Genomic DNA, 6731 nt, shown 5'->3' on the forward strand with positions numbered 1-6731 from the left:
CGCCGTCCCCAGCCGCGCCCGGTCGCGCGGGGCCGCCGCAACTCGTTCCGCGGCGCGAAGATCGCGCTGGCCGTCGTCTCGCTGCTGGTGATGGGCCTGACCGGGTACGCGTGGGCGGCCATGCAGGGCCTGGTCAACGGCCTGAACTACGCGAACGTGATCAGTGACGGCGGCGGTGGCGACAAGCCGGCCGACGGCGCCCGCGACATCCTGCTGGTCGGCCTTGACAGCCGCACCGACGCCCAGGGCAACCCGCTCTCGCGCGAGGTGCTCGACGAGCTGCGCGCCGGCGACTCCGACGGCGAGCTCAACACCGACTCGCTGATCTTCGTGCACATCCCGAACGACGGCAGCAAGGCCGTCGCGATGTCGCTGCCGCGCGACTCCTACGTCGAGATCCCCGGCTACGGCAAGCACAAGATCAACTCCGCCTACGCCAGGGCGATGCTGCAGGCCCGCAAGGACCTGCAGAAGGAGGGCGTCACCGACCCGAAGGAGCTCGACGTCAAGGCCAACCAGGCCGGGGCGAAGGAGCTCATCGCGACCATCGAGAAGCTCACCGGGTCGACCATCGACAACTACGCCGCGGTCAACCTGCTCGGCTTCAGCGACATCACGAAGGCCATCGGCGGCGTCGACGTCTGCCTGAACAACGACGTCAAGGACCAGTACTCCGGCGCGAACTTCAGCAAGGGCCAGCACACGATCTCCGGCGTCGAGGCGCTCGAGTTCGTCCGGCAGCGCCACGGCCTGCCCAACGGCGACCTCGACCGCGTCGTGCGCCAGCAGGTGTTCATGGCGGGCATGGCGCGCAAGGTGCTGTCGGCGGGCACGCTGACCAACCCGTCGAAGCTCAACGACCTGATCGACGCCATCAAGAAGTCGGTCGTGCTCAACCAGAACTGGGACATCTTCGGGTTCGCCCAGCAGATGAAGGGCCTGACCGGCGGCCAGCTCGAGTTCCGCACCATCCCGGTGAAGAACATCGAGTACAAGACCCCCGAAGACGGCACGGCCATCCAGGTCGACCCGGCCGAGGTGAAGCAGTTCGTCCAGAGCCTCGCCGGGCCGCAGCCGGGCCAGACCGCGCCGCCGGCGCAGCAGGCCGACCCCGCGAACAAGGCGACCACGGTCGACGTCCGCAACGCCTCCGGCAAGACCGGCCTGGCCGCGAGCGTCGCCAAGACCCTCGAAGGCAAGGGCTTCACCTCCGGCGACACGGCGAACGCGACGTCACGCAAGACGACGGTCATCTGGGTGCCGAAGGGCGGCAAGGACAAGGGCCAGGCCGTCGCGGACGCGCTGGGCGGCTCGCCGACGATCCAAGAGGACAAGAGCGTCCAGGCCGGGCACGTGATGGTCTTCCTCGGCGCCGACTACCAAGGCCCGGCTACCGAGGCGAACTCGGGCGCCGGCGCCGGTGCGTCCAGCGCGCCATCGTCGCAGGCAGCGGCGCCGCCGGCCGACACGGAGAAGCCGATCACGGCCGAAGGCGTGCCCTGCGTCAACTGACCCGCTCGCCGGGACCCTGTTAACCCGTTCGGCCTAACTCGCGCAATCGGTATCAAAGACATGCCCGAATTCGCGTAAGGGCCGAGCTCCCGCGCACTTACATACACGTGAGGGTGCACCTGCACGGGAAAGTTGTCACAACCGTACGGGTGCCGTGGGAGCGCACGGCAGGGGAAATTGATGTGCTGATCGACGGCGAGGAGTACCAGCGGATCCTCGGGGACGAGCTCCGCAAGCTGCGGCGCAGCCGCGGCTGGACGCGCAAGGAGCTCAACCAGCACCTGCAGAGCGAGATTTCCCTGCAGACGCTGGCCACCTACGAGCTGGGCACCAGACAGTGCTCCGTCGTGCGGCTGGTCGAGCTGTGCGTCGCGATGGACGAGCTGCCCCAGGACCTGCTGGCCAAGGTGCACCGCCGGGTGTTCGTCGACGAGCCCGGCCGGGTCCGCGTCGACCTGCGCAAGGTCGTCGCCGACGAGTCCGTCGAGCTGCTTCCGCTGCGCCGCTGGGCGGAGGACCGGCTGCGGCAGGCCGGCGACCACGGCGGCGCCGAGATCGCGCTCGACCTCCCCGCCCTGGAGCGCATGGCCGAGCTGTGCGAGCTGCCGACCGTCGAGCTGATCGCCCGCCTCCGCCGCTACGTCTCCCGCTGATCCCGCCCGGTCGTGAGTGCTGAGTCGGGTTAGAACCCGACTCAGCACTCACGACCGGAGCAGCGTCAGCCGACCAGGAAGTCCTCGCGCCGCACCTTCCGCGTGTCCAGCCAGTAGCGCCAGGTGAAGCCGGGCCAGATCGTCCGGTTCACGCCCTTGGCGTCCAGGTACCAGCTCTTGCAGCCGCCGCGCGTCCAGATGCCCTTCGCCAGCTTGCGCTGGATCGCGGTGTTGAACCGCTCCTGCACCTCGGGCTTGGGCTCGATGGCCTTCCCCCGGGCCAGCCGCAGCGCCTCCGCGACGTAGGAGATCTGGGCCTCGATCATGAACACGACCGAGTTGTGCCCGAGACCGGTGTTCGGGCCGAGCAGGAAGAACAGGTTCGGGAAGCCGGCGACGGTGATCCCGAGGTGCGTCCGCATCCCCTCGGTCGCCCACTCCTTGCCGAGGTTGCGCCCGTCGCGGCCGACGATCTCCAGGTCGTCGAAGGCGTCGGTGACGTGGAAGCCGGTGCCGTAGATGATGACGTCGGCTTCGTGCTCGACCCCGGCCGCGTCGACGACGCTGTGCTCCCGGACCTCCCGCACGCCGTCGGTCACGACGTCGACGTTGTCCCGCGCGAGCGCCGGGTAGTAGTCGTTGGAAATGAGCACGCGCTTGCAGCCCATGGTGTAGTCCGGCGTGACCTTACGTCGTAAGGCCGGGTCGGTGATCGCGCGGTCGATGTTGCGCTTGGCCAGCCGCTGCCCCAGCTTCATCACCCACGACTGGCCGTTGAAGCCGATCGCGCGCGCTTCGAGCATCCAGTACAGCAGGTTCCGGTAGGCGCGCTGAGCCGGCGGGAACGCCTTGAACAGCGCGCGCGTGCGCCCGGACATCTCGTGGTCGGCCTTGGGCATGATCCACGGCGGCGTCCGCTGGAAGAGCGTCAGCTCCTCGACCTCCGGCGCGATCTTCGGCACGAACTGGACCGCGCTGGCGCCGGTGCCGATCACGGCGACCTTCTTGCCCTTCAGGTCGACGTCGTGGCGCCACTGCGCTGAGTGGTACGCCGGTCCCTCGAACTTCTCGATGCCGGGCAGGTCCGGGACCATCGGCAGGTGCAGCGCGCCGACCCCGGCGACCAGCGCGTTCCCCACGAACTCGTCGCCGCCCCTCGTGGCGACGTGCCAGCGGTTCTCTTCGGCGTCCCAGCGGGCGCCGGTCATCTCCTGACCGAACCGGATGAAGCGGCGCAGGCCGTGCTTGTCGGCGACCTCGCGCATGTACCGCCAGATCTCCGGCTGCGGCGAGTACGCCCGCGACCAGCCCGGGTTCTGCTCGAAGGAGAACGAGTACATGTGCGACGGGATGTCGCAGGCGCACCCGGGGTAGCTGTTGTCCCGCCACGTGCCACCGACGTCGTGCGCCTTTTCGAGGATGACGAAGTCGTCGCGCCCCTCCTTGCGCAGCTGGATCGCCATGCCGAGACCGGAGAAGCCCGTCCCGACGATGACGACGCCGGTCTCCGTGCGGTTGCCCATGACGCCTCCCGGTTCCTGTTACCCGTCGTCCATCTTACTCAGAGTAGGTTACTGCCGGTAGAGTGTTGCCCATGACGACCGCGAAGCGCAAGCGCATGCCCCGGGCCGAGCGCGAACGGCAGATGATCGAGGTCGCCGAAGAGGTTTTCGCGGCACGCGGCTACGCGGCGGCGTCGATGGACGAGATCGCGGAACTGGTGGGCGTCTCGAAGCCGATGCTCTACGAGTACTTCAACTCGAAGGAAGGCCTGCTGCTGGCCTGCATCCGCGAGTCGCGCGCGGTGCTGCGCGCGGTCACCGAGCAGGCGACGGTCGGCGCGACGACGGCCGAGGACGCGCTGCGCCGCGGCCTGCTCGCGTTCTTCGTCTTCATCCGGGAGCGGCGCCAGGCGTGGTCGCTGCTGCGCCACGAGATGGCGCTGATCGGCACGCCGGCCGCGGACGAGGTCGAGGAGACCCGCCGCCAGCAGACCGACCTGATCGCCGCCCTGATGAGCGGCTACTTCGACAGCGAGGACGAGCTGCGAGCCGAAGCGGCCGCGGAATTCGTGGTCGGCGCCTGCGAACGGCTCGCGATCTGGTGCGAGAAGCACGACGAAGTGGACCCCGCGACGGCCACCGAATACGCCATGGACGTGCTGTGGAGCGGCCTGAAGCACCGTGCACGGTAGCCTGCAAGTGCATTAGGCCATTCGGTCGTTACTCGCTGCTGTCGTGTCCTGTGACACAGAGTTGCTCTACGGTATCGAAGTCACGGTAGAAAGTGTGCTGGACTTTTCGCAGCCGAGAGGGGGCGCGAGTTCCGCGTCATGGGAATGCGGTAGCCGCGTCACGGTTGTGTAAAGCATGGTGGTGGAGGAGAGGGGCGTGAGGCAGATGGTGGAAGCGATCACGGCGACATACGTCCAAGAAGACGCCGACTGGGCGATCACGGTCAGCGGCCAAGGCAAGGAGCTGACCGCGAGGGCACCGGGCATCATCGCCGCGCGCGACCGGGCCGACCAGCTGGTCGAGGAGCTCGGCGACGGCAAGGCGACGGTGGTGCACCTGCTCAACGGCAGTGCGCTGGACTTCACGAGCGCCTACATGACCGCGCGGCTGACGCTCCCCAAGCTCCCGCCGCTCGAGGTCCCGCCGCCCGGCAGCGTGCCGAAGCAGCAGACCACGGAGGCCGCGGACAAGAAGCCGCAGCTGCCGCCCAGCAAGCAGCTCCCCAAGGCCGTCGAGGACCGCAAGGCCCCCGCCGAGCCGGCGCCCGCCGCGGAGAGCAAGGCGCCGGCCAAACAGGCCTGAGCGCTACTTGAGGAGCTTGCGCACCAGCAGGACGAGCACGAGGATCCCGCCACCGATCAGCGGGTACTTCACCTTCGGGTTGTCCAGCTTGGCGCGCACGCCGTCCTTGGCCGCGTCGGCGAGCTTCTTGGGGTCGGCCTTGACGGTGAGCTGGTCGAGCGTCGCCGCCAGAGCGGTCCTGGCCTGCTCGATCTCACGCTCGATCGTCTCGGGGTCGCGAGCCACGTGTCCTCCTCGCCGGATGGGTCTTCCGGGCCCCAACTTAGTCGACCGCCCCACCGCCGCCGCACGGGCCACGCCGCACGCTAGGCTTCCCTTTGCTGGGGGCCCGTAGCCCAATTGGCAGAGGCACATGGTTTAGGTCCATGCCAGTGAGAGTTCGAGTCTCTCCGGGCCCACGAGCGAGTTGGGTGAGTCCTGCTCGGCGCTTCGCGCCTTCGCCGGACTCGCTCGTCGTGTCTTCCGGGGGTGCAACCCCCGGGCCCCGCCCGGCGGGCTTCGCCCCCGGACCCCCGCTGTGGTCACCTCCGCGACGTCGGGCGCCACTTCTGCTCGGCGTACGCCGCCAGCGTGCGGGGCGCCTTCCCCGTCAGCCGCCGCACGTCGTCGGTCACCGAGGCGAAAACCCCGGCTTTCACCAGCTCGAACAGGTGCAGCATGTGGTCGACCCACGCCGCCGGCCGCCCCGACCTCGCGAAGTACTCCCGGTGCTCCGCGCGCGTGACCTCCCGCCACCGGATCGGGCGCCCCGACGCCGCCGCCAGCACCCGCGCCGCCTCCTCGAACGTCAGCGCCTCGGGCCCGGTGATCGTGTAGCCACGGCCGTCGTGCCCCGGTGACGTCAAGACCGCGACCGCCGCGTCGGCGAGGTCGCGCGTGTCGGCGAACCCGACCAAGCCGCTCCCCGCGTACAGCTCGCCCGTCTCGCGAAGCGCCTTCGCGAACACCCACTCGTCCTCGTCGAAGTTCTGCAGGAACCAGTTCGGCCGCAGCACGGTCCAGCGCTTGCCCGAGTTCTGCACCGCCAGCTCGACCGCCCGCCGCGGGGCGTGGTCCGGGCCGCGGTCGACCCCCGCCGCGGACATGAGCACGACCCGTCCGGCCGGGGCCGCGTCGAGGAACCGCGCGACCAGCGCGGCGGCGTTGTCGTCGCTGTCCAGCCCCTTGACGAACAGCGCGTCGGCGGCACCGAGCGCCGGGGCCCACGTCGTCTCGTCGTACCAGTCGAACCGCACCGGCGTCACCGAACCGCGCGCCTCGCCGGGGTGGCGGCTCGCGGCCCGGACCGGCACCCCCGCCGCCGTCAACGCGGCCACCACGCGCCGGCCTGCCTTGCCGGTCGCTCCTTCAACCCAAACTGTCATGCCACCAAGCTATGGACCGAGAACGAGACGCAGAATGGCTCAGAAGCGCGTTCTGTTGTCCGAACGTCTCGCTATCGTGGTTTCCATGGACGTGCTCGCGGACGTACTGACCGCCCTGCGTGCCGGCACGCCGGTCGCGGCGCACACCGAGGCGCACGCGCCGTGGGGCCTGCGCTTCGACCACACCACCGGCGCCGCGTTCCACGTCGTCCTCGACGGCACGGCCTGGCTGACCCCGTTGCCCGGCGAGCCGGGCTTCGAACCGGTCGAACTCGGCGCGGGTGACGTCGTCCTGCTCGGCCGCGGCGTCCCGCACGCGATGACGTCGGCGCCCGGCGTGGCGCTCGTCGCCTTCCGGCCCACCCGCCCGTCACCGGCCACGCCCT

At 69.7% G+C, this 6731-nt stretch carries 8 protein-coding genes and 1 tRNA gene; 6 read left to right on the forward strand and 3 right to left on the reverse strand.

Going from position 1 to position 6731, the window contains the following annotated elements:
* Both G3I65_RS24425 and G3I65_RS24430 read left to right on the forward strand, forming a co-directional pair.
* On the forward strand, nucleotides 1–1512 hold a 1512-nt coding region (locus tag G3I65_RS24425), incomplete at its 5' end, for an LCP family protein (RefSeq protein ID WP_239071417.1).
* 182 nt (nucleotides 1513–1694) lie between these two features.
* Complete coding sequence (locus tag G3I65_RS24430; RefSeq protein ID WP_125313024.1) at nucleotides 1695–2165, forward strand: helix-turn-helix domain-containing protein; 471 nt, start codon at nucleotides 1695–1697, stop codon at nucleotides 2163–2165.
* A gap of 65 nt (nucleotides 2166–2230) precedes the next feature.
* Here the strand turns inward: G3I65_RS24430 and G3I65_RS24435 are convergent, their stop codons facing one another.
* Complete coding sequence (locus tag G3I65_RS24435; protein WP_160698165.1) at nucleotides 2231–3688, reverse strand: NAD(P)/FAD-dependent oxidoreductase; 1458 nt, start codon at nucleotides 3686–3688, stop codon at nucleotides 2231–2233.
* A gap of 71 nt (nucleotides 3689–3759) precedes the next feature.
* Between G3I65_RS24435 and G3I65_RS24440 the strand changes: the two genes are divergently transcribed.
* Complete coding sequence (locus G3I65_RS24440) at nucleotides 3760–4359, forward strand: TetR/AcrR family transcriptional regulator (RefSeq protein WP_160698166.1); 600 nt, start codon at nucleotides 3760–3762, stop codon at nucleotides 4357–4359.
* A 205-nt stretch (nucleotides 4360–4564) separates the two neighbouring features.
* Nucleotides 4565–4981 (forward strand): hypothetical protein, encoded by a 417-nt coding sequence (locus G3I65_RS24445; RefSeq protein ID WP_166640527.1) that lies wholly within the window; start codon nucleotides 4565–4567, stop codon nucleotides 4979–4981.
* Between the two features lie 3 nt (nucleotides 4982–4984).
* On the opposite strand, the gene G3I65_RS24450 is transcribed toward G3I65_RS24445, so the two are convergent.
* Complete coding sequence (locus tag G3I65_RS24450; RefSeq protein ID WP_086864478.1) at nucleotides 4985–5206, reverse strand: DUF3618 domain-containing protein; 222 nt, start codon at nucleotides 5204–5206, stop codon at nucleotides 4985–4987.
* Nucleotides 5207–5305: 99 nt separating this feature from the next.
* Between G3I65_RS24450 and G3I65_RS24455 the strand changes: the two genes are divergently transcribed.
* Nucleotides 5306–5379, forward strand: a tRNA-Leu gene (locus G3I65_RS24455).
* Nucleotides 5380–5502: 123 nt separating this feature from the next.
* Here the strand turns inward: G3I65_RS24455 and G3I65_RS24460 are convergent.
* Nucleotides 5503–6345 carry an NAD(P)H-binding protein gene (locus G3I65_RS24460; RefSeq protein ID WP_160698168.1) on the reverse strand — a complete coding sequence of 281 codons (843 nt, stop codon included), beginning with the start codon at nucleotides 6343–6345 and terminating at the stop codon, nucleotides 5503–5505.
* Nucleotides 6346–6430: 85 nt separating this feature from the next.
* Here G3I65_RS24460 and G3I65_RS24465 point away from each other — a divergent pair.
* Nucleotides 6431–6731: cupin domain-containing protein (locus G3I65_RS24465; RefSeq protein ID WP_160698169.1), on the forward strand; the 301-nt coding region annotated here is incomplete at its 3' end.

Source organism: Amycolatopsis sp. SID8362, from assembly GCF_010550475.1.
Classification (GTDB): Bacteria; Actinomycetota; Actinomycetes; order Mycobacteriales; family Pseudonocardiaceae; genus Amycolatopsis; species Amycolatopsis eburnea.